The 21,040-nt window shown below is 34.9% G+C and carries 20 protein-coding genes; 12 read left to right on the top strand and 8 right to left on the bottom strand.

The features are described 5' to 3' along the window. Nucleotides 1-282: 282 nt before the first annotated feature. The 4 genes from H7U22_RS10515 to H7U22_RS10500 all read left to right on the top strand — a co-directional run bounded on the left by H7U22_RS10515 (nt 283) and on the right by H7U22_RS10500 (nt 3,153). Nucleotides 283-849: an RNA polymerase sigma factor gene (locus tag H7U22_RS10515; protein WP_187071319.1), complete on the top strand. Its 567-nt coding sequence runs from the start codon at nt 283-285 to the stop codon at nt 847-849. An 8-nt stretch (nt 850-857) separates the two neighbouring features. Further along, on the top strand, nt 858-1,955 hold the full coding sequence (locus tag H7U22_RS10510) for a S1 family peptidase (RefSeq protein WP_187071318.1): 1,098 nt from the start codon (nt 858-860) through the stop codon (nt 1,953-1,955). A 155-nt stretch (nt 1,956-2,110) separates the two neighbouring features. Further along, the gene (locus tag H7U22_RS10505) at nt 2,111-2,746 is read left to right on the top strand and encodes a peroxiredoxin (RefSeq protein WP_187071317.1); all 636 of its coding nucleotides are present in this window, start codon (nt 2,111-2,113) and stop codon (nt 2,744-2,746) included. Between the two features lie 209 nt (nt 2,747-2,955). Further along, complete coding sequence (locus H7U22_RS10500; RefSeq protein WP_187071316.1) at nt 2,956-3,153, top strand: cold-shock protein; 198 nt, start codon at nt 2,956-2,958, stop codon at nt 3,151-3,153. A gap of 63 nt (nt 3,154-3,216) precedes the next feature. Here H7U22_RS10500 and H7U22_RS10495 read toward each other — a convergent pair whose 3' ends face one another. From H7U22_RS10495 to H7U22_RS10480, 4 genes are all read right to left on the bottom strand, one after another. After that, nucleotides 3,217-4,401 (bottom strand): THUMP-like domain-containing protein, encoded by a 1,185-nt coding sequence (locus H7U22_RS10495; protein WP_187071315.1) that lies wholly within the window; start codon nt 4,399-4,401, stop codon nt 3,217-3,219. Between the two features lie 275 nt (nt 4,402-4,676). Then, complete coding sequence (locus H7U22_RS10490) at nt 4,677-5,945, bottom strand: aspartate kinase (protein ID WP_187071314.1); 1,269 nt, start codon at nt 5,943-5,945, stop codon at nt 4,677-4,679. Between the two features lie 2 nt (nt 5,946-5,947). Continuing rightward, nucleotides 5,948-6,415, bottom strand: coding sequence for a GNAT family N-acetyltransferase (locus H7U22_RS10485; RefSeq protein WP_187071313.1), 468 nt, complete (start codon nt 6,413-6,415; stop codon nt 5,948-5,950). A 7-nt stretch (nt 6,416-6,422) separates the two neighbouring features. Beyond that, nucleotides 6,423-7,121 carry a YggS family pyridoxal phosphate-dependent enzyme gene (locus tag H7U22_RS10480; RefSeq protein WP_187071312.1) on the bottom strand — a complete coding sequence of 233 codons (699 nt, stop codon included), beginning with the start codon at nt 7,119-7,121 and terminating at the stop codon, nt 6,423-6,425. A 71-nt stretch (nt 7,122-7,192) separates the two neighbouring features. On the opposite strand from H7U22_RS10480, the gene H7U22_RS10475 reads away from it, so the two are divergent. The 6 genes from H7U22_RS10475 (at nt 7,193) to H7U22_RS10450 (ending at nt 13,645) form a co-directional block, all read left to right on the top strand. Next, nucleotides 7,193-7,828 carry a DUF4296 domain-containing protein gene (locus H7U22_RS10475; RefSeq protein ID WP_187071311.1) on the top strand — a complete coding sequence of 212 codons (636 nt, stop codon included), beginning with the start codon at nt 7,193-7,195 and terminating at the stop codon, nt 7,826-7,828. Between the two features lies 1 nt (nt 7,829). Then, on the top strand, nt 7,830-10,208 hold the full coding sequence (locus H7U22_RS10470) for an endonuclease MutS2 (protein ID WP_187071310.1): 2,379 nt from the start codon (nt 7,830-7,832) through the stop codon (nt 10,206-10,208). Between the two features lie 237 nt (nt 10,209-10,445). Further along, nucleotides 10,446-10,658, top strand: a complete 213-nt coding sequence (locus tag H7U22_RS10465; protein ID WP_187071309.1) for a hypothetical protein — start codon at nt 10,446-10,448, stop codon at nt 10,656-10,658. A gap of 196 nt (nt 10,659-10,854) precedes the next feature. Beyond that, complete coding sequence (locus tag H7U22_RS10460) at nt 10,855-11,946, top strand: PQQ-dependent sugar dehydrogenase (protein WP_187071308.1); 1,092 nt, start codon at nt 10,855-10,857, stop codon at nt 11,944-11,946. A gap of 300 nt (nt 11,947-12,246) precedes the next feature. Further along, nucleotides 12,247-12,948: a CoA transferase subunit A gene (locus tag H7U22_RS10455; protein ID WP_187071307.1), complete on the top strand. Its 702-nt coding sequence runs from the start codon at nt 12,247-12,249 to the stop codon at nt 12,946-12,948. Between the two features lie 34 nt (nt 12,949-12,982). Next, nucleotides 12,983-13,645, top strand: coding sequence for a CoA transferase subunit B (locus H7U22_RS10450; RefSeq protein ID WP_187071306.1), 663 nt, complete (start codon nt 12,983-12,985; stop codon nt 13,643-13,645). Nucleotides 13,646-13,809: 164 nt separating this feature from the next. On the opposite strand, the gene H7U22_RS10445 is transcribed toward H7U22_RS10450, so the two are convergent. Continuing rightward, nucleotides 13,810-14,454, bottom strand: a complete 645-nt coding sequence (locus tag H7U22_RS10445) for a uridine kinase family protein (protein ID WP_187071441.1) — start codon at nt 14,452-14,454, stop codon at nt 13,810-13,812. Between the two features lie 2 nt (nt 14,455-14,456). Then, entirely contained in the window at nt 14,457-15,974 is a 1,518-nt protein-coding gene (locus tag H7U22_RS10440) for a LysM peptidoglycan-binding domain-containing protein (RefSeq protein ID WP_187071305.1), read from the bottom strand. Nucleotides 15,975-16,256: 282 nt separating this feature from the next. On the opposite strand from H7U22_RS10440, the gene H7U22_RS10435 reads away from it, so the two are divergent. Together H7U22_RS10435 and H7U22_RS10430 are read left to right on the top strand one after the other, a co-directional pair. Next, nucleotides 16,257-16,736 carry a Dps family protein gene (locus H7U22_RS10435; protein WP_187071304.1) on the top strand — a complete coding sequence of 160 codons (480 nt, stop codon included), beginning with the start codon at nt 16,257-16,259 and terminating at the stop codon, nt 16,734-16,736. Between the two features lie 103 nt (nt 16,737-16,839). Beyond that, nucleotides 16,840-18,675 (top strand): UbiD family decarboxylase, encoded by a 1,836-nt coding sequence (locus H7U22_RS10430; protein ID WP_187071303.1) that lies wholly within the window; start codon nt 16,840-16,842, stop codon nt 18,673-18,675. A gap of 164 nt (nt 18,676-18,839) precedes the next feature. On the opposite strand, the gene murA is transcribed toward H7U22_RS10430, so the two are convergent. Then, nucleotides 18,840-20,165, bottom strand: coding sequence for a UDP-N-acetylglucosamine 1-carboxyvinyltransferase (gene murA, locus H7U22_RS10425; RefSeq protein ID WP_187071302.1), 1,326 nt, complete (start codon nt 20,163-20,165; stop codon nt 18,840-18,842). Nucleotides 20,166-20,258: 93 nt separating this feature from the next. Continuing rightward, on the bottom strand, nt 20,259-20,951 hold the full coding sequence (locus H7U22_RS10420) for a DUF4290 domain-containing protein (RefSeq protein ID WP_187071301.1): 693 nt from the start codon (nt 20,949-20,951) through the stop codon (nt 20,259-20,261). Nucleotides 20,952-21,040: the final 89 nt, after the last annotated feature.

Here is a 21,040-nt window from a genome sequence, read left to right as displayed (position 1 = left end):
TTTTTTTCTGAGTTACAAGCAACAACTGATAAAGATAAAGCTAAAGCTAAAAAGCCTAATTTGAATGCATTTTTCATGTTTGATTTTTTTATTTAGTAATTAATTTCTTTGATTAATGCCGCAAAGGTAAAAAGGTAACCCGCATATTCAGAAAAAAAAATAAAATTTTTTAATTTTCTTTTTGGGTTACCGTTTTGTAACCGATGGTATTAAGCAATTATAGCAGCTCTAAATATTTTTGTCTAATATTGGGTTACTATTTATCGAAAAATGTATTAACTAGTGAATAACAGTTTAAAGAGTTCAGTTCCAACAGATAGAGAGGTTATTTTAGGTATTCTAAATAACTCAGAAGATACCCTTAACAAGTTATATAAGGGCTATTTTGCAATGGTTTTGCAATTTATCCTGAATAATAACGGCGATGAAGATGATGCGAAAGATGTTTATCAGGAAGCCATAATTATTTTATATAATAAAATTAAGGAAGGAAATTTTGAACTCAGCAGTAAGTTAAAAACATATATATACTCGGTATGCCGTCGCATCTGGCTTAAAAAATTAACCCAGAACAGTAGAAAGGCTGGCAATATTACCGATTATGAAGATGTGCTTGCCGTTGAGGAGGATGTAGAGCATCATGAGGAAAAAGATTTGCAGTTTGTTAAAATGCAGCATGCGCTCGAACATTTAGGCGAACCTTGTAAAACCATTATTCAGGATTTTTATATCCATAATTTATCCATGCAGGATATTTGCGAAAAGTTTGGTTATACCAACACGGATAATGCAAAAACGCAGAAATATAAATGCCTGCAACGCTTAAAGAAAATATTTTTTCAACCATAATAATTGAAATGAGGAACGATTTAGAGTTAGATGCAATTATTGAAGATTATCTATTAGGTAAACTTACCCCACAGGAAACTGAGGCTTTTGAACAATTGCGGAGCAATGATGCCACGGTTGATCATAAAGTAGTTTCTCACAAGGTGTTTTTACACAAGATGGAGCAGTATGCTGAGCAATTACATTTAAGGGAACAGATGGATAAAATCCATGCTGAGATCGATGTAGAAGAAATGGCTGCAACATTAAAACCTCATCCATCAAAAGTAGTTCAGCTTTGGCGCAAACATAAATCGGCAATCGCAGTGGCGGCTTCTTTTATAGTGCTTTCATTGGTTTCTATTTATTCTATACAGCACAATAGTCAACAGGCCGAGAAAGTTGTTTTGTTAAGCAATCAGCTTACCAATGCAATAAAAACTCAAAATACTTTAATTAGAGATATTCGTAAAACAGCAAATACTTCAGCTCCAAGTAAAAATGCAAATCAAGGGCGTTATGGTGGTACGGGCTTTGCCATTTCTACAAATGGTTACATTCTTACTAACCTTCATGTTATTAATGGTGCAGATTCATTATATGTTCAAAATAGTAAGGGAGAATCTTTTAAGGTTAAAGCAGTTTACACCGATAGCCAATACGATATGGCGATTTTGAAAATTAGCGATAAAAACTTTTCTAATCTTTCTTCATTACCCTATACTATTAAGAGAAATAGCAGTAGCATAGGCGAAAACGTTTATACATTGGGTTACCCTAAAGATGATGCTGTTTTGGGTGAAGGTTATGTAAGTTCGAAGAATGGATTTGTTGGCGATACTACTCAATATCAAGTTGCAATTTCTGTTAACCCAGGAAATAGCGGTGGTCCACTTTTAGATAATAATGGTAATCTTGTTGGTGTAATTAGCGGCAAGCCAGATCAAACAGAAGGTGCAGCATTTGCAATTAAATCAAAATATATTTTAGAAGCGATGAGGGCTATCCCTCAAGATTCTTTAGGTAAAAAGCTAGTTTCGAATAGAAAGAGTTTATTATCTGGATTAAAACGTACCAAGCAGATAGAGAAACTGCAAGACTATGTGTTTATGATTAAAGTTTACTAATAACCCAAACAAATTAATATGCTTGAACCCTGTCGGATTAAACCTTCAGGGTTTTTTTATGCAATTATAATCTGTACGTCTTAAATTAATATTAAGTCTATGTATTTAGTATAGTATTGATTAGATTTGTTTAATAATCTTTAAATATTAATATTATGAGTATAAGACTAGGCGATACCGCACCAAATTTCCAAGCAAACACATCAATAGGAGAAATAGATTTTTATGATTATTTGGGAGATAGCTGGGGCGTTTTATTTTCGCACCCGGCAGATTACACACCGGTTTGTACAACTGAATTAGGTAGAACTGCTGCCTTAAAAGATGAATTTGAAAAACGCAATGTTAAGGTTTTGGCTTTGAGTGTTGATTCAGCAGAATCGCATAAAGGTTGGATTAGCGACATTAATGAAACTCAAAATACTTCAGTGGAGTTTCCAATTATTGCAGATCCCGATAAAACGGTTGTAAATCTTTATGATATGATTCATCCAAATGCATCAGAAACTTTAACGGTTAGATCTTTGTTTGTGATCAGTCCGGATAAAAAAGTAAAATTAACCATTACTTATCCAGCTTCAACAGGGAGAAATTTCAATGAAGTTTTGAGGGTAATCGATTCTTTACAGCTTACCGCAAAATATAGTGTAGCTACCCCTGCAGATTGGAAAGATGGCGAAGACGTTATCGTTGTAAATAGCATTAAAACTGAAGACATCGCCGCTAAATTTCCTAAAGGACATAAAGTTATTAAGCCATATTTGCGTACAACGCCACAACCGAACAAATAATTGTTGATAAATTTATAAAAAGATTAAACTTTAGTATTTAATTTCGGTAATTCGATTGAATTTTGTAGGTAATTTGTTATATTTGATAGTTTTGTTTCAATATTAATGCTTATTCTGATGTTTTTTTTGATTTAAATTTCAATTGGTTTAAAGAAGTGCTGATCAAAGCGTAAAAGGGTTTATTTATTTTATACAATTTTTTATTTTTTATGGCAACCGGAAAAGTTAAATGGTTTAACACTCAGAAAGGCTTTGGATTTATTGTACAAGAAGACAACAAAGACATTTTTGTGCATTTTAAAGATGTTTTAGGCGGAATTGAAAGCTTAAAAGAAAACGATGAAGTTGAATTTGAAGTAGCTGATGGCAGAAAAGGTTTACAAGCTGTAAACGTTAAAAAAGTTTAAGCGATATCTATACTTAATTTACATCATCCCTAACAAGAGCCTTTCCATGGAGAGGCTTTTTGTTTAATAGTACTGTACAATCTCAGCATTAATGATAATGTTTTCATTGTTTCCAATTTTACTGAAAATAAGGAATTTTTCTTGGTCTGGTTTTATCTTATATTTCTTAACCAACTCCTCAGGCTTTGCCGGATAATTTCGAACGATCACATTACCCGTTAAATTTTTTAGCTTTTTTAAATCTCCAGTAGAATAGACCTTGTTAATTTTAAAAATGCGACCAGGGAATTCTTTGTTTAGACTAGACGATGTAAATAATTGAGTTTGTGAATGAAGTTTCTTTAACTTGTAACGCTGACCGATTAAGTTAAAAGCGCCAGATTTTAAAAGTGCGGCATCTGGTTCATATAAATATTGTGCTTCGTTAATTTCATCTGTAAATTCTGCAGAAACTTCAGTCTCTGACTTTAAAAAAGTAAAACACTTTTCGCTATCATTTAAAGTAACTGCGAAAATTTTGGTTTCAGATTCTGCATCCTGTTCTAGAATCCACAAAATTTCCTTGCATTCATTTTTTACACTTACAATATGAATTTCGCTCACGCTTTTTAACTCATTTAAACCTGCAGTTAAATCTAATAGAGGAGCAGTTTTTATGATGATTCTTTTTGCTTTAGAAAGTAAAAGATCAAGATTGCTTACCACATCGGGTGTACAATCTTTAAGCATAAAAACTTTTCCCTTTTCGGCTCTTCTTGCAGGATCAACATAGATAGTATGGAAAACTGAATCCATAAGTTTCAAAAGTTCAATTCCGTCCAGGGCTTTAAATTTAATGTTGTTTGCATTTAAAGCTTTTGCATTGTGTTCGGCAATTTCAGAAAGGTCGGCATTAATTTCGCAATGCGTAACTTCCTTAAGTGATTTAGAAAAATAATAGGAATCAACTCCAAAACCGCCAGTTAAGTCGATTAATTGATCACCTATAGCCAATTTAGATTTATATTTTGCAGTAATTTCAGACGAGGTTTGTTCGATAGATAAGGCCATTGGATAATAAATACCTTTGCTTTTAAACCAAGTTGGAAGCTTCTTTTCCGATTTTTTTTTAGCAGTGATTTGCCCCGCAAGTTCTGCAGATGAAATATTTTCGAACGGACTTTTAGCTAAAGCAATTTGATTTACATCGGCAGTTAAATTTGCGTTAATGTAATCTTGTACAGCTTCATCTAAAATGTGTTTGTTCATGGGTAGTATTAGGTATTGAGTATCAAGTCGTGAGTATAGAACTGTGTGGGCAATTAATTGTTCTTATAAGTTTCATCATGAGGTCGTGTCTCCAGTGCCTCGGTTCGTGTCTCCGCGAACCGAACAATTCGCATTTTTAAAACCGTTAAATAACTTTTAGTTGCTTTTGTTTTACAATGGCATTCGTTTATGCCTGGGTTTGTGTCTTCAATGCCTCGGTTCGTGTCTACACGAACCGAAAAATTATACTAACATTCCTTAAACAGCTTCTAGCACTAATTGCTTTTATTCTTCATTACCATTTGGCAGGTATGTCTGCTTTTAACCTCTAACAACAGCTCTTTATTAACCGTTACCCGGTCTATAGTTTGTTGATTGTAATATCTGATGGTTACAAGTTCCAGCCCTTTGTTGTACTTAACTGTAAATTCTGAAGCTAAATCTTGAATCAATTTTTCGATTTTATCAGCATTATCATCCACACTAACAGAAAAACTGATGGCAGAATTTAGCATGGTATTGATTTTGATTTTATGCTTATGGAAAAGCTCAAAAATATTGCTCAGATTTTCTTCAATTATAAAAGAATAATCTTTCGGAAAAATGGAAATCAAAGCCTGATCTATTTTAAAGATAAAAGATGGAACAGGCAATGGATTATTTTCCTTTGTTATTGCGGTTCCAATGCCTTCTGGCTGAATAAAAGAGCGAACAAACAGTGGAATACCCTTATTTTGAAGCGGTTTTATCGTTTTTGGGTGAATTACTGTTGCACCGTAATACGTTAATTCAATGGCGTCATGATAAGAAAGTTGTGGAATTTTTTCTGTTTCATCGAACCATTTCGGATCGGCATTTAAAACCCCAGGTACATCTTTCCAAATGGTTAAGGCATCTGCATTTACGCAAGAAGCAAAAATTGCAGCAGAATAATCTGAACCCTCACGACCAAGCGTTGTAGTGTAGTTTTCACTTGTTCCGCCAATAAAACCTTGCGTAACTATGATGTTTTCTTCCAAAAGCGGAATCAAATCTCGTTGAATAATTTGATTGGTTTTGTCCCAATCAACCTTGCCTTCCCGATAGGTATTATCCGTTTGAATGAAATTTCTCGCATCAGCCCAAAGTGCCTTTAAACCGGTTTCATTTAACCAAGCTGTAACAATTTTAGTCGAAACTACTTCTCCAATCGATACAATTTGATCGTAAATATAATCTGGATTACTATCTGCCTCATCTTCAATTAGCCAATCAATTTCTACAAAAGTATTGGCAACATCATCGTAAACAGGATTAGACTTCCCCTCAAAAAGTTCTTCGATAATGTTGAAGTGAAAGTGTTTTATTTCATCAAAAATTGAATGTGTATTTTCACTTTGTGCTAAAAAAGCCTGTGTAAGTTCCTCTAATTTATTGGTGATTTTACCCATTGCGGAGATTACAATCAGGAGTTTTCCTTTTTTATAATCGCGAACAATATTGGCTAAATTTTTTACTCCATTGGCATCCTTTACCGACGCGCCACCAAACTTAAAAATATCCATGCTTAAAATGCCTTAACTTGTGCTTCAGAAAATGATGCGTTTAACCATCCTGCTTCTAAATGTGCATTGTATTTGTTGTAAAAATTAATTGCAGGCTCGTTCCAGTCTAAAACTTGCCAAACCATGCCGTTGTAATTTCCACTTTTTGATTCTTCTATTACCTTTTCGAAAAGCAATTTACCAACACCTTTTCCTCTAAAATCTTCCGTAACAATGAAATCTTCAAGATAAAGTCTGCATCCTTTCCAAGTAGAATAACGAGTGTAAAATAGCGCAAAGCCTATGATTGTTCCATCATTTTCCGCAACATAAGCTTTCCAAACAGGATTTTCTCCGAATCCTGCATTGATAAAATGATCAAGATCTACGGTAACTTCCTCTGGAGCACGTTCGTAAAGGGCCAATTCGTTAATCAGTTCTAATATTCTGGTGCAATCTTCAGCTCCTGCTGTTCTTATATTTAAGTTCATGTAAGTTTTAGTTTGCTGAATCAGTTTTAAAATGTTTAATAATTCTCTTTCCGAAAATAGCACTTCCAATGCGCACCATTGTACTGCCTTCTTCAATTGCAATTTTATAATCGGCACTCATTCCAGTAGAAATTTCTTTAAATGAATCTTCTTTTCTAAAGAAACTTACTTTAACACCGTCAAAAAACACTTTCAATTCATGGAATTCAACAGTAATCTGTTTTTCGTTTTTAGTGTTGGTTGCAATTCCCATTAAGCCCACAATGCGGATGTTTTTAAGCTCAGCATATTCTTCTGAACGTAAAAGTTCGATCACTTCATCAAACCCGAGTCCGAATTTGGTGTCCTCATCGGCTATGTAAACTTGTAATAAACAGTCTATTACTCTATTGTTTTTTAGTGCTTGCTTATTAATTTCCTGTAATAACTTTATGCTATCAACGCCATGAATAAGCTTTACAAATGGAGCAATATATTTTACTTTGTTGCTTTGTAAATGGCCAATTAAATGCCATTCAATATCAGCAGGAAGCTCAGCTTGTTTATCAACCATTTCCTGAACGTGGTTTTCGCCAAAAATTCTTTGCCCCGCATTATATGCTTCCAATATCGCATCAACGGTTTGGGTTTTAGAAACGGCAATCAACTTCACGCCATCAGATTCTACTTCGCTTTTATATTTTTTAAGATTATCAGCTATGCTCATTTATAACTATTTTTGGGTAAAATTAATAACCTTGTCGCAATTTGGGCAAAAAATAATATTTTAAATTAAGCATGAGAAGATTATTGTGGGTTTTAGCATTAGTGGTTTTGGCTTTTGGGTGTAGACCCGGTCGACCGAAAGACATACTAGAGCCAGAAGAAATGGAAAAAATATTATACGATATTCATGTTGTTGATGGCTATCTTTCTACTGTTTATATTCCAGATTCTGCTCGGAAAATAGGCTCTGCTTATTACAATGGCATTTATAAAAAATTTAATACCGATTCTGCTCAGTACACCAGAAGCTTAGCATATTATTATAAAGAGCCAGAAGAATTGGAGAAAATTTATAAAAATATCTCAAAAAAGGTTACTCAAGAGAAATCTAAGATTGAAAAGGCAGATTCATTGGCGACGGCTAAAATAAGGAAAGCAGATTCACTGAAGTTGGCTAAAGATCCTAAAAAATTGAAAGTTGATTCTTTAAAAAAGGCAGATTCATTAAAAAAAATCGAAGCTAAGAAGATAGAAATGGCTAAACCTGTTCTTCAAAAGCTTAAGCCGACCAAAGTTTTATCAAAATCTAAATTGAAAGCTAAAAAGGCTGATTCTTTACGCAGAATTAATAGAAGAAAAGTAAGGTTGTTAAAGGAACAAAATTTAAAAAAATTAAAATTACAGACTGCTCCGGTAGTTGCACAATAATATGTTATATCCCGAAAATTGTTTAGAACGTTTAGGTTTTGTTGAGATAAGGCAACTGATTAGCAAGCATTGTATGAGCCCGATGGGGCAGGCAATGGTGCAAAAGATGCAGGTGATGAATCGTTTTGATCAGATTGATAAGTTTTTAAAACAGACGAACGAATTCAAAAGTATCCTGCAAAATCAGGAGCCCTTACAAATAAATACCTTTTTTGATATTAAATCTCTAGTCGAAAAGATTAGGGTTGAGGGCACGTATCTTTTGGAAGATGAGTGGTTCCAGGTTTACACTTCTTTACAAACCGTTTTTTCTGTTTTGCGGTTTTTCGAAGAAAGAGCAGAAGTTTATCCCACACTCGAAGCTTTGTTTGAGCATTTGCCGATTGAAAAAAATATCCTCAGAAAAATAGAAACCGTTATCGATCCTAAAGGAAAGATCAAACCTAATGCTTCCAAGGATTTACAGGAAATTACTTCGGCTATTTCTAAGGCAGAGCAAGATGTTCGGAAGCGCATGGATTCCATTTACAAGCAGGCAATTGCCAATAATTGGGTGGCTGATGGAAGTTTAACCATTCGCGATGGTAGAATGTGTATTCCTGTTTTAGCAGAAAATAAACGGAAACTAAAGGGCTTTATTCACGATGAATCTGCAACGGGCCAAACGGTTTATATTGAGCCGGAAGAAGTATTTACGCTGAACAATAAATTAAGAGATTTAGAATTTGATAAACGCCGGGAGATCATCAAGATTTTAATTGCCCTTACGGATGATCTGCGTCCTTATTCGCCTCTACTTTTGTCTTATCATGGTTTCCTAACCAAACTCGATTTTGTTCGTGCAAAAGCATTATTTGCCATAGAAATTGATGCTGAAATGCCGGGCTTGTTGAAAGAGCCCAAAACGAAATTAATTAATGCAAGGCATCCATTATTAACACTTTCTTTTGCCTTAGAAAAGAAAACCGTAACGCCACTAAATATTCATATTGATGCGCAAACTAGAGTTGTTTTAGTTTCTGGACCGAATGCAGGGGGTAAATCAGTTTGTATGAAAACGGTTGGTTTACTGCAAATTATGTTGCAAACCGGTTTGTTAATTCCTGTGGACGCTAATAGTGAAGTTGGGATTTTCGAAAATATTTTTGCCGATATCGGTGATGATCAATCTATAGAAAGTGATTTGAGTACCTATAGCGCACATCTAAAAAAGATGCGTTATTTTGTTGAACACGCTTCGCCAAAAACGATGGTTTTGATTGATGAGTTTGGAACAGGAACTGATCCGCAATTTGGTGGGCCAATGGCTGAGGCCGTTTTGGAAGTGATGAACAATAAAAAAGTTCGTGGGGTAATAACCACTCACTATTCTAATTTAAAACTTTTTGCAGGCAATACAGAAGGTTTGGAAAATGCTTCAATGCTTTTCGACAACGCTAAAATGAAACCGCTCTACATTTTGGAAATGGGGAAACCCGGAAGTTCTTATGCTTTTGAGATTGCTCAAAATATAGGTTTGCCTAAAGAGGTAATCCAGTTGGCAAGACAGAAAACAGGATCGAACCAAAATAGAGTAGATACCATGCTGGTTGATTTAGAACGTGAAAAAAAGAACGTTTATGATGCTAAAGTGAGTTTGGCCAATCAACAAAATAAGGCAAAGAACTTAGTTGCAGAGAACGAAAAATTGAAAACGTTTTTAGAGGAGAATAAGAAAGTTCTGATTAAGGAAGCAAAACAAGAAGCACAAAATATTATTAAGAGTGCCAATAAACTTGTTGAAAATACCATTGCAGAAATCAAGGAAAAACAAGCCGATAAAATCGTAACAAAAGAACTTCGACAGAATTTGCAACGTGAATTGGTTAAAAATACTGTACCGAAAGAGAAGCTAAAGCCTGTTCAGATTGTGATTGGTGGAGATGTGGTCATTGGCGATTGGGTAAAGTTTACCGATAGTGAAACGACCGGCCAAGTGTTGGAAATTAATAGAAATGAACTTGTTTTGGCGATTGGCGATTTACGCTCTAATGTGAAGAAAAACCGTGTTCAGAAAATAAGCAACAAAGAAGCTAAAAAAGTGATTCAAAGTAGCGCAAACTCGTTTGCAGGGAGGATGAATGATGCAGTTTCTAATTTCAAGGCAGAGCTTGATTTACGTGGAATGAGAACGGAAGATGCGCTTTTCGAAGTTGAAAAATATTTAGATAAGGCGATTATGCTTGGTTTTCCCTCAATTAAATTGGTGCATGGAAAAGGAGATGGAATCCTGAGGAAAATGATTAGGGAATATTTGAGAAAATATAGCCAGGTAAATAGGATGGAAGATGAACATGCGGATAGAGGTGGAGATGGAATTACGTACGTTTATTTGAATTGATGACTTTTCGGATTATTGATTGTCAAATATTTTTCTTAAGACTAAAGCACATTAATATAGCAAATTACTCTCAAAAGAAATCTGCATAAGTTACATATTTTGGATCAAAGAGAATTCTTATGAAGTCATACAAAATAGATGTCTTATTTGAATAAGTGTTCCTGTGATTAATTTTTTTATACGAAAAATTAATTTGATTAAATGTAATAATTTGGTTACAAAACATTATATTTGATTATGGATAAACAAAAGATAGAAATAGGTAGCATTGTCAGACATTGCCACCTATCTGGGAGACATCAATTTTGTGTAGCAAATATGAATGATGAGAAGGTTTTAGTAAGGTACGTAGTACAGGGAGGAAAGATAGAAACGCTAGATCTATTTCTGCATGAGGTAGAATTATTTATAGATGAAGATTATTTACAAATGGAAAGAATAGGAGTCTAGCTTCAATTTTCTCAACTTTAATTTCTAAACTGCGCACTACAAAGCGTATCTCTATAAAATAGTGGAGCCATATTAGAGCTCATTTTAATGTTGTGTTGTAACACAAATTAATAGTTTTTAAAGATTCAATGGTTATTTGTCTTGTTATCACCAAACTAAATAACCGTAACGTTGTTATTTTTAAAACGTTACGATTATGAAAGCAATATTACTCTGCTTATTTGTGGTGGTTTTCGCTACAAGTTGCAAAAAGAATAGTGATGATAGTAATGAAGAAACTGAACCTCTTCCAGATGTTGAGTTAAAATCAAAAGTAGTTGTATCGGGTTTAAATCTTCCTTGGGAAATGGTTTATGGACCAGATAATTTCATTTGGTTTACAGAAAAATCAGGCAAAATTAGCCGATTAAATCCTGCAACTGGGCAGGTTACTCCCTTATTAACCATTTCTGAAGTAAGGGTAAATGGTGAAGGCGGATTACTTGGTATGGTGCTTCATCCAGAGTTTACCACAAATCCATACGTTTATGTTGTTTACGATTACGGCAATCCATACAAAGCAAAGGTAGTTCGTTATACTTATTCTGGCGGAAGTTTAAGTAGTCCGCTGATTTTAATTGATCAAATTCCAGCTTCATCGATTCATAATGGATCAAGGTTATTAATCAGTGGTGGAAAACTTTTCATTACAACTGGCGACGCTTCAGATACCAATCAGCCTCAAAATACAGCTTCAGTTTCTGGTAAAATTTTACGAATTAATTTAGATGGTTCCATCCCTGCAGATAACCCAGTTGCCAATAATCCACTGTGGTCTTTAGGGCACAGAAATGCACAGGGCTTAGTTCAAGTCGGAAATAAGATCTTTTCATCAGAGCATGGGCCAGATTCTGATGATGAGATTAACATTATAGAAAAAGGTAGAAATTATGGCTGGCCAAATATTAAGGGTTTTTGCGATGAGGCTGGAGAACAAGCTTTTTGTTCTGCCAATAATGTTGCTCCTCCATTAATTAATTGGACACCAACAATTGCACCAAGTGGCTTATCTTACTATAATTCGGATTATATTCCTCAGTTTAAAAACTCCTTGTTGTTGGCCGTGCTTAAGGGAACAAAGTTGATGCAACTTAAATTGGATGATGCCCAAACAAAAATTACAGGAACTAAAGATTTTTATGTGAATACTTATGGAAGGTTAAGAGCAATTTGTCAATCTCCAGAAGGAAAAATTTATTTCTGTACCAGTAATGGCAGTGATGATAAAATTGTAGAACTCTCGAAATAGATTATTTTTTCTTATTTCCAGGGCATTTTTTACAGCGTTTGCCTTTTTTAAACTTTTCACAACATTTTTTGTGTTCAGCTGTGCAACTAAAAATAAATCCCATTCCCTTTTGAAACTCAGGATCGGTAGGCAGTATAAATGTGTTATCGTCTCTCTCGTAAATCATTGCAACGCAAAGGTAAGCGTTATTTAGATTAATTCCAATCAAATAATATTCCGTGACTGTTTAAATTCTTTTGCAAAGCGACCGATTTGTAATGCCACTTTTGTAATTTAGCGAACTAACCAAAATTTCATAAAATGATAAATAAAGTTGTATCAGATGCTGAAGAGGCAATCAAAGATATATCAGATGGTGCTACAATTATGCTCGGTGGTTTCGGACTTTGCGGGATTCCAGAAAATTGCATAAACGCTTTGGTAGAAAAAAATGTAAAAAATTTAATCTGTATTTCTAATAATGCTGGGGTTGATGATTTTGGGATTGGTTTAATGCTAAAAAAGCGTCAGGTAAAAAAAATGATTTCGTCTTATGTTGGTGAGAATGCAGAATTTGAAAGGCAATTGCTAAGCGGAGAATTAGAAGTAGATTTAATTCCACAAGGAACATTGGCCACACGGTGTTTAGCGGCCGGTTATGGAATGCCAGCTATTTTTACGCCCGCAGGTGTAGGTACAGAAGTAGCTGAAGGCAAAGAAATAAGAAATTTTGATGGAAAAGATTATTTAATGGAATATGCTTTTGATGCAGATTTTGCTATTGTTAAAGCTTGGAAAGGCGATACAGCTGGTAATTTAATCTTCCGTTCAACTAGTCGAAATTTTAATCCGGTTATGGCGATGGCTGGAAAAATAACCATTGCCGAAGTTGAAGAATTAGTTGAAGCCGGCGAACTCGATCCTGATTATATTCATACCCCAGGGATTTATGTGCACAGAATTTTTCAGGGTAAGGATTATGAGAAACGAATTGAGCAGCGCACTGTTCGAAAAGTAAATTAGTTCATTGGTTCATTCAAAATTCAATTTTTAAAACATGGCTTTTACAAAAGAGGAAATAGCACAGCGTATCGCTAAAGAAATAAAAGACGGTTACTACGTTAACCTCGGTATCGGCATCCCAACATTGGTTGCAAATTATATTCCGAAGGGAATTAATGTTGTACTCCAATCAGAAAATGGATTATTGGGCATGGGGCCTTTTCCATTTGAAGGGGAAGAAGATGCCGATTTAATTAACGCGGGGAAACAAACGATTACAACTTTGCTGGGATCCTCCATTTTTGATTCTGCCATGAGTTTTGGGATGATTAGAGCTCAAAAAGTAGATTTAACCATTTTGGGAGCCATGGAAGTTTCTGAAAATGGAGACATAGCCAACTGGAAAATTCCTGGAAAAATGGTCAAAGGAATGGGTGGAGCGATGGATTTGGTGGCATCAGCCAAAAATATTATTGTAGCCATGCAACACATAAATAAAGCTGGTGAAAGTAAGCTTCTGCCTAAATGTACTTTACCGCTAACTGGCGTAAAATGTATTAAAAAAATCGTAACTGAACTTGCGGTTTTAGATGTTTTGCCAGAAGGTGGATTTAAACTTTTAGAACGTGCGCCAGGTGTAAGCGTGGAATTTATACGACAATCTACCGCAGGAAAACTGATTGTTGAAGGCGATATTCCAGAAATGAGGTTGGATTAAGTTGCATTTAATTAACCACAGATGCACACAGATAAACACGGATTTAAGTAAGACAGTGATAATACAAACCACAGGTTATGTTTTTTTATTTAACCAAAAATGCACACAGATCTTTAATATCTGTGTGCATTTTTTTTATCTGTGGTTAATGCTTTAAGTGATCATTATTCTAATCCGGTAAGAATGCTATTTCTCAAATCGACCGATATTTCTTCAGTTATTGCAATAATCTCGTCTGGTTCGTTAGTATTGTTCATCACCACCTTGTGGCAATCTTTTTTATATGGTAAAAGATATTCTTTATAGGCTGGTAATACGTGGTTGTGCCATTTGTAAAGCACATCCTCTTCAGGATAGCCACGCTCTAAACCATCGCGTTTAATGCGTCTATCTAAGGCAACTTGTTCATCTGCATCTACAAAAATCTGATGATCCAAAAGCGCTGCAATTTCTTTAAAATGAAGAATAAATAAACCCTCAACAATAATAATCGGGGCAGATTTAATTTCCAAAATTTTAACAACAGCTAAGGGGTTATTGAAGTTGTATTCTTTTTTGTAAACCACTTCACCACTCAACAGCTGTTTAATATCTCTTAAAAACTGTTCACTATCAATCGTAGAAGGTAAATCGAAATTATACAGTTTGTTTTCTTCCTGCGTCATTTCTCCGGCAGGAATGTAATAATCATCTTGTGAAACTAAGGTTACTTCATCTTGCTTAAAATGATGAAGAAAGCAGTTTAGAAAAAACGTTTTGCCCGATCCACTTCCGCCGGCAATACCAATTATAAATGGCTTTTTATTCAAACTCATTGAGCACTATACGTTAAATTGCAAAAAAATCTTTTGTCTAAGGCACCTAATGAATCGGCTACTGCTTTAGTCATTACAATTATAACATCTTTTGTGGATTCGTTCTCGGTAAATTTACCAACAACTTTTGCGAATGTTGTGCGATTGGTCATCGGATTGGTAATCTTAATTACTCTTCCAATTGGAGCGGTTCTGTGTAAAACCAACATTTTAGAAGAATCCAGATCCTGATCTTGAATCCAAACAGCTGTTCCTTTTTCTTCAATTTGGCTTAAACCATAAACGCTTGGATCGCGACGAAGTTTTGGGTCTTTAACCATTGTACTGTCCGGATTTCCTTCTTGATCCTCTTTTGAAGCGTCATTTACTGACTTTGGTTGTGGTGGTTTTGGAATCACCAATTTTTGGCCAATTGTAAGAATATTATCCTTTAGCTTGTTTGCGGTTCTAATTTGATAAGCTGTTAAGCTATATTTTTTTGCAATACTGAAAATATTCTCTCCATCTACAACCGTATGGATAAAGCTTTCTTCTCTCGAAACTGGAACCTCTTTAACAACTTCAGCTGGTTTTTCTGTTTGTTTAGGAACATCAACTACAATATCCGAAGGAATTTTTAAAACCTGCCCAGTAGATAATGTATTGTCATCAAGATTGTTGAGTTTTCTAATCTGATAAGCTGTTATTCCGTATTGTTTAGCAATGGTGAAAATACTTTCGCCTTTTAAAACGGTGTGAGAACCTACTGGATCTTTAGATTTATTAGTTTGAATTGGTTGTTCTTCTGTTGCACTTACAACTTTACCATCTTCTATATTTTTTGTTGCGGGAATCTTTAACTTCTGCCCAATCCGTAAGTTGTTTCCAGTAAGGTTATTTGCTTTTTTGATCTCTTCAACCGTTGTTCCGTACTTCTCTGCAATTTTTCCCAAAAATTCTTTTGGCTGTACAGCGTGTTCAATCATAGTTTGATCACCATTTGTTTCAGGAGTTGAAACCGTTTCTGGTATTTTATTTACAGGAGGTTCAACACGTTCCTTAGCTTGAGTTGATGCTGAATTATTCTTTGCAGGGATTTTTATTACCTGACCGATACTTAAATTGCTACTGGTTAAATTGTTTAAAGCTTTGATTTCATTTATAGTTGTGCCATATTTTTCGGCCAGCATGTTTAAATTCTCCTTAGCTTTTACCGTATGCTCGATAATATCTGTCGATTGAGCAGTGGAAGACATATTATTGCTACCAGTTGAAGTAAATGGAATGTTTGTTGGAACCTTAATGATTACACCTACTTTAAGATATTTGTTATCGTTGTAGGCCATAATATCTTTAGGCGAAACATTGTATCTTCTTGCAATGGAGTAGTAGGTGTCTTTTGCTACTGCCTGATGAACGATTAGTTTCTTTCCGTTATTGTTTTCGACACCAATAGAGTCTATTACTGCGGTCGACTTTGCCTTAGCTACATTTAAAGCAAGTAGAAGTACAGCAGTTAAGTATATTTTATGCATTTATTTTTTATGTAAATTTTATAGTCAAAGGGAGCAATTATACGAATAATAATATTAAACAAGTAGCTGTTTCATTTTGGATTTTTAGTAAAAAGTAACTGATCTTTTTAGTGTAAAATCCGTACTGAGTTCATAAACAAACACTTGCAATATTGCGCTTACATATAATCATGCTTAATAAACTAACATCTAAATAAGGTATTGTTTAAAATACAATTTTAGCCTCAAACTTTTATTTAACAACTTTGTTAGGTAGGCATTAAAACAATAAATAAAATAAAAATGGACGCTAAAGAAATAAGCTTAAACGAAAAGGAAGTGAAACCGGTAGTTGACCTTTTAAATGATTATTTGGCTAATTATCATATTCATTATCAAAAATTGAGAGGCTGTCATTGGAACATCAAAGGACAGAATTTTTTCACCTTGCATGTAAAATTTGAAGAACTTTACACCAATGCACAATTAACTATTGATGAAATTGCAGAACGTGTTTTAACTTTGGGAAAACCACCACATAGCCGTTTTGCAGATTATATTAAAGAATCTAGAATCAAGGAAATCGATACTATCGGAATGAAAGATTTAGATATGGTTGATGCTATTTTGGATGATATGTCTACATTGATCGAGATTGAGAGAGATCTTTTAGAAGCTACAGACCAAGCAGGAGATGATGGATCTAACGATATGGTTAATCGCTTTATGCAGTTTAAAGAAAAAAATACTTGGATGTTGCGTTCTTTCGCAGGCAAGAAATAAAGATTAAGAATTATTTAGCCACAGATTGACAGATTAATATAATAATCTGCCGATCTGTGGCTTTTTTCGTTTTACAAAGAACCTAATTATTTATCTTTGACTCATGGCATATAAAAGTTTAGCTGACTGCGTCACCGACCTTGAAAAACATGGTCATTTAATTAGAATTAAAGAAGAAGTTGATCCGTATTTAGAAATGGCTGCCATCCATTTAAGGGTTTATGAAAATAATGGTCCAGCTATTCTATTCGAAAAAATTAAAGGAAGCCCATTCCCAGCGATTTCTAATCTTTTTGGAACTTTAGAACGCTCGAAATTTATATTTAGAGACACTTTGCCTAAAGTACAACAATTGGTATCGTTGAGGAACGACCCAATGAAAGCTTTAAAAAATCCTTTTAAATATGCAGGTTCTGCAATGTCTGCATTATCGGCTTTGCCACTAAAAACACCTTCAGCTAAAAACAAATTTCAAAAAACAACGATTAGCGCTTTACCGCAAATTGTGAATTGGCCAATGGATGGAGGTCCGTTTGTAACTATGCCACAGGTTTACACCGAAGATGTAGAAAAGCCCGGCGTTTTAAATGCCAACTTAGGGATGTACCGAATTCAGTTGGGTGGAAATGATTATATTCAAGATAAAGAAATCGGACTTCACTATCAAATTCATAGAGGAATTGGCGTCCACCAGTCTAAAGCAAATGCATTGGGTTTGCCACTTAAAGTGAGTATTTTTGTTGGCGGTCCACCGTCGCACCCTTTAGCAGCGGTAATGCCCTTGCCAGAAGGTTTGTCGGAAATGACTTTTGCCGGAGCGCTAGGCGATAGAAGATTTAGATATTTTTATGATGATGAGGGTTTCTGTATTTCTGCTGATGCAGATTTCGTAATTACGGGGACGGTACATCCAAATGAAAATAAACCAGAAGGACCATTTGGTGATCATTTGGGTTACTACAGTTTAACCCATCCTTTTCCATTGATGAAAGTTCATAACGTCTATCACAAAAAAGATGCAATTTGGTCGTTTACCGTTGTTGGTCGCCCACCACAAGAAGATACTAGTTTTGGAGCTTTAATTCACGAAATTACTGGAAGCGCGATACCACAAGAAATTCATGGATTAAAAGAAGTTCATGCGGTTGATACAGCTGGTGTTCATCCATTGCTTTTCGCTATTGGGAGTGAACGTTACACACCTTATTTAAAGGATAGAAAACCACAAGAAATTTTAACCATTGCCAATCATATTCTGGGCAAGAATCAACTGAGTTTAGCAAAATATGTTTTTATCTCCGCCAGAGAGGATAATGAAGATTTGAGCACCCATGATGTTGAATCTTTTCTAACTCATATTTTAGAGCGAATAGACTTAACTAAGGATTTACATTTTTATACCAATACAACTATTGATACTTTAGATTATAGTGGCGATGGATTAAATAGTGGATCGAAAGTGGTAATTGCAGCTGCAGGAAATAAGAAGCGTGAATTAGGGAATCACTTGCCAGATGAATTGGCTCTTCCTAAGAAATTTAACAATCCTAAAGTTGCCATGCCAGGTATTCTGGTTTTTGAAGCAGATAAATATCTGAATTCCGAAAAAACAGCTGCAGAAATAGCCTTGTTAAATATCGAGTTAATGGGAAAAGATCTTGATGGATTTCCGCTTATTGTGCTGGCAGATGATTCTGACTTTACGGCAAAAAATATAGATAATTTAGTTTGGGTAACTTTTACGAGAAGTAATCCCGCTGCCGATATTTATGGAGTTAACGATTTTATAATCAACAAACATTGGGGCTGTAAAGGGTCTTTAATTATTGATGCAAGAAAAAAGCCTCACCACGCACCGGAGTTGATAAAAGATGTAAAAACTGAATTGCTTATAGATAAAATGGGGGAGAAGGGTGGATCTCTGGAAGGAATAATTTGATAATTTTTTAGATTAATAATCATATTTAACGTCTAGATACCTTTACCGCAACCAACGCGTCAGTAATTATACAAAGCAAAATCGCCCAAGCAATTTCTCACTTGGGCGATTTTGCAATATGCTATTTTCGCTTTAAGCTTCAATCTTTAAGCTTTTCACTCAAATTAATGGCTTGGCGCATCAGCGTTAACACGTTTAATTTGAGCACCTAAAGCACGTAAACGGGTATCAATATCTTGGTAACCACGTTCTATTTGTTCGATATTGTAAATGGTCGATTTTCCCTCAGCAGATAAAGCCGCAATTAACAAAGAAACACCCGCTCTAATATCTGGAGAAGTCATGCTGATACCACGAAGTTTATATTTTTTATCAATACCATTAACCGTGGCACGGTGTGGATCGCAGAGAATAATTTGGGCACCCATATCAATCAATTTATCCACAAAGAATAAACGGCTCTCAAACATCTTCTGGTGAATTAAAACGTTTCCTTTTGCCTGTGTAGCCACAACCAAAACAATACTTAATAAATCGGGCGTAAAGCCCGGCCAAGGAGAATCGGCAATGGTTAAAATTGAACCATCAATAAAAGTATCAATTTCGTAATGCTTTTGAGAAGGAACATAAATATCATCGCCTCTGCGTTCTAATTTAATTCCAAGTTTTTTAAACACCTCTGGAATTACGCCAAGCTCATCATAACAAACATTTTTAATTGTTATTTCAGATTCTGTCATTGCTGCCATTCCAATGAAAGAGCCAATCTCAATCATATCAGGCAACATTCTGTGTTCTGTACCGCCTAAAACTTTAACCCCTTCTATGGTTAACAAGTTAGAACCAATTCCCGTAATTTTTGCGCCCATGCGGTTAAGCATTTTGCAAAGTTGTTGTAAATATGGTTCACAGGCAGCGTTGTAAATTGTAGTAATACCTTTCGCCAAAACTGCTGCCATTACAATGTTCGCCGTTCCAGTTACCGATGCCTCATCCAATAGAATATATGCACCTTTTAAATCGGTAGCATCAACATTAAAGAAAGCTTTTTTGCTGTCATAAACAAATTTAGCACCTAACTTTTCGAAACCAATAAAATGCGTATCCAATCTTCTACGACCAATTTTATCACCACCAGGTTTTGGAATTGCCGCTCTACCGAAACGTGCTAAAAGTGGTCCAACAATCATAATCGAACCTCTTAAACCACCACCTTTAGCTTTAAATGTCTCCGATTCGAAGAAGTTCAAATCAATATTTTTAGCCTCAAAGCTGTAAGTATCCTTGTCAATTCTTTCAACAGTTACACCTAAATCGCCTAATAATTCAATCAGTTTGTTTACATCTTTAATGTCTGGAATGTTACTAACAGTTATTTTCTGTTCGGTAAGTAACACTGCTGATAAAATCTGTAATGCTTCATTTTTGGCGCCTTGAGGAGTAATTTCGCCCTTTAATTTAATTCCGCCTGTTATTTCAAATGCGTTCATATATTTTTCTTTTGCTAACCAGTTCGTCGTGCTGAATTTATTTCAGTATCTATCTTAAAGATTCTGAATCAAGTTCAGAAAGACTTATGATTATTAATATTTAGGTTTATTATTGTTATTTGGTCTTCGGTTATTATTGTTATTACTATTATTCTGACGGCTTTTGCCGTTATTATTATTGTTGTTGGTTCTTCCGCCGCGGTTGTTGTTGTTATTCTGACGCGGATTTGGCGCTCTAAATTCAACCTTAGCCAAATTTACACCTTCATCAAGAGATAACAATCCGCCAGAAAGATATTTTAAATCTTTTATAATGGTGTCATCACTTACATTATCCTTATTCCAAGTAACATAAGCCATCTTCATAAAGTTTGCAATTCCCTGTACCATTGCTTTTTTCTGCTCTGGATTTTCCTCTCGCATAGCTTTTTCAATCAAAACTTCCACAGTTTTACCGTAATGTTTATAGGTAATTCTTTGCTGAGGATAGGAAAGAGGCTCAGGTTTAACATAAGCATTTTCAATTAAAGGCTTAGGATATGGACTGTCCACATCAATCTGATAACCAGAAATAATGTGCAAATGATCCCAAAGTTTATGCTTAAAATCAGCAACATCACGTAAATGTGGTTGCAAAAATCCCATTAGGTCAATAACCGCTTGGGCATATTTATTACGTTCTTCAATGGTGGGCAATTCGCAAATATACTTCACCATGTTTTGTACGTTACGGCCATATTCCGATAAAATTAAATGGCTACGTGTAGTATTATAATCAAAATTCATGTACAGATAAATTAATGGATAAATTATCTGGCGATACGAATTATGAAATAACCAGAGGAGTTTAGGTTATGAATTCACCGAAATGTCTA

This window comes from Pedobacter fastidiosus, assembly GCF_014306625.1.
Taxonomy (GTDB): domain Bacteria; phylum Bacteroidota; class Bacteroidia; order Sphingobacteriales; family Sphingobacteriaceae; genus Pedobacter; species Pedobacter fastidiosus.
The sequence above is the reverse complement of the archived record's forward strand: the minus strand, read 5'-3'. Positions and strand labels throughout refer to the sequence as shown.